At 70.5% G+C, this 2,663-nt stretch carries 2 protein-coding genes; both read left to right on the top strand.

All coding sequences use genetic code 11. The features are described from left to right. A partial coding sequence (locus HOQ08_RS13350; protein WP_291195770.1) for a 7TM diverse intracellular signaling domain-containing protein occupies positions 1–1,545 on the top strand: 1,545 nt, incomplete at its 5' end. A gap of 82 nt (positions 1,546–1,627) precedes the next feature. Next, positions 1,628–2,632 (top strand): tripartite tricarboxylate transporter substrate binding protein, encoded by a 1,005-nt coding sequence (locus tag HOQ08_RS13345; protein ID WP_291195768.1) that lies wholly within the window; start codon positions 1,628–1,630, stop codon positions 2,630–2,632. Positions 2,633–2,663: the final 31 nt, after the last annotated feature.

The following is a 2,663-nucleotide window of genomic DNA, read 5'->3' as shown; positions in this document are numbered from 1 at the left end:
GACGAGATCGCCGCCGCTGGTGATGCGCTGGGCTGGCAGCCGCTCGATGGCAGCCGGCAATACCGCCTGGACGGCGCGGCGCTGTGGCTCCGGTTCAACGTCGAGCGGCGCGATGTCAGCCGGTGGTTCGTCGCGGTGGGCCTGTCCGGCACGGACCAGGTGCAACTGTTCAACCGCGATCCGCACGGCGGATGGAAGGCGCAGGAGGCAGGCGATTCGCGGCCCGTCTCGCAATGGCCGCTGCCCGGCCGCGTGCCGACCTTCGAACTGCAGGGCGAGGACGGCGGTGGCCCGGAGCGGTTCTACCTTCGCATCGTCCACGACCGCGTCGACTTCGCCGCCCCGGTGACGCTTTACAGCCAGGGCCGATTGCTGGCCGTCCGTGAGCGTGAGCAGGTGCTGTTCGGCGCCTACTTCGGGCTCTCCGTGCTGCTGATGCTGGTGAGCGTGTTCAACTGGATCGGCTACCGCGACCGCCTGTTCGGCGTCTATGCCGCCTACCTGCTCTGCTTCACCGCGGGCCAGGCCGCCTACGTGGGCGTCGGGGCGCAGCACCTGTGGAACGACTGGCTGGCATGGAACGCCGAGTCGACCTTCGTCCTGCCTGCGCTGGCCGCGCCTGCCGGCCTGTGGTTCGTGCACGCCGTCACCGAGCCGGCCCGCTTCTCGCACTTCCTGCATCGCACGGTGCAGGTGTTCATCGTCGTGCTGCTGGCCGCCGCGCTGCTCGACCCGCTGCTGCCCACGCGGGCATTGCTCGGCGCTCGCCTGGCGCTCACCGGCGTGTCGGTGCTCCTGGTCGCAGTGCTGATGGGGCTGGTCTGGCGCAAGGGCGATGACCCCGACATCCGCATCATCGCGCTGGGCTTCGTGCCCGTGCTGGTCATGGCGCTGTTCCCGATCGCGCGCGGCATGAACCTGGTTCCCAACAGCATCCTCACCCGCTATGGGCTTTCCATCGGCGGCGCGATGGAGATGCCGATCCTGTTCTATGCGCTCAGCCGCCGCGGCAGCCGCCGCCGCGAGGGCCAGCTGCGCGCCTCGGCCCTGCCACGCACCGACGCGCTCACTGGCCTGGCCGATCGCCGCAACCTGCTGCAGCGCATGGATGCCGCACTCGTGCGGGCGCGCCACCAGAAGCATGCCTGTGCGCTGCTGGTGGCCAAGGTGGCCAACCTCGAAGCGATCGCCAGCGAGCACGGCCGCGACATGCTGGACCGCGCGCTGGTCGTGATGGCCTCGCACCTTCGCCGCGCCGGCACCGACGTCGACACCGCCGCGCGCGTCGGCGAGCGCGAGTTCGCGCTGCTGCTGGAAGGCCCCACCACGGCGGACAACGCGATCTCGCGCGCGCAGCAACTGGTCGCGAGCGGCCTGCGTCCCAACAGCGCCTTGCCGCAGGACCTCACGCTGCGCGTGATGGTGGTCATCGCGCTGCTGCCCGACCAGCAGCCCGACGCCGAGTCCACCCTGCGGTGGGTGCTGGACGCCCTGGCCAGCGTGCGGCCGGACTCGCGCAAGCAGATCCGCTCGCTGAACTTCTGACGCCTGTCCGGGAGGCATGCGCGCCGGGGTTAGCATTGCGCCCGCGCCGTGGGCTGCCACGGCTCCAGAAGGATTGCCTCCCATGACGTTCCCCCTCTCCCGCCGCGCCGCGCTGTCGGCTGCGATCGGCGCCGCCTGCGCACCAGCCTTCGCGCAGAAAGCCACCCGCCAGGATCCGGCCGCCGCTGCGTGGCCCACCCGGCCGCTGCGCCTCCTGGTGGGCTTTCCCGGCGGCTCCACGCCCGACCTGGTGGCCCGCACGATCGCCGAGCCGCTGTCGAAGGCGCTGGGCCAGCCCGTGGTCGTCGACAACAAGCCCGGTGCGGGCGGCAACATCGCGGCCGATGCAGTGGTCAAGGCGACCGACGACCACACGTTCGGCGTGATGATCAACGGCAACATGACGATCGCGAAGCTGCTGAACCCGGCGACGCCGTTCGACCCGATCAAGGACCTTGCGCCGGTCAGCCTGATCGGCACCGCGCCGCTGGTGCTGGCAGCACCAGCGAATGCGCCGGGGGCCAACGCCCAGGACTTCTTCGCCGCCGCCCGCAGCGCCGGCAACAAGTGGAGCTATGGCTCGCCCGGCGTGGGCACGGTGGGCCACATCGGGATGGAGCTGCTCAAGTCGCGCACGAACATCGACCCGGTGCACGTGCCGTATCCCGGCAACCCGCAGGTGATCAACGCGATGATCAGCGGCCAGATCCAGCTGGCGCTGCTGCCCCCCGGCCTCGTCACGCAGCAGGTGCGTGCGGGCAAGCTGCGTGCGATCGGCGTGACGTCGATGGGCCGCAGTTCGCTGGTCCCCGAGTACCCGAGCCTGGACGAAAGCGGCGTGACGCGCGCCTTCCAGCTGGAGATCTGGACCGCTGCCGCGGCGCCCCGCTCGATGCCGAAGCCGATCGTCAACAAGCTGTCAGGGCTGATCGCCGAGATCGCGCGCTCCTCCGAGGTGCGGCAGAAGCTGTTCCAGCAGGGCTGGCAGGTGGCGGGCACGTCATCCGAGGGCCTCGCCAACCGCATCAAGGCCGACACGGCACTCCTGGGCGGGATCATCGAGTCCCGCCACATCAAGGCGGAGTGAGGACAGGGGCGCTCAGGTGCCCTTCCTGTTC

Source organism: Frateuria sp. (assembly GCF_013362045.1).
GTDB lineage: Bacteria > Pseudomonadota > Gammaproteobacteria > Xanthomonadales > Rhodanobacteraceae > Frateuria_A.
Note: the sequence above shows the minus strand (reverse complement) of the source record. Positions and strands in the feature narration are given on the sequence as shown.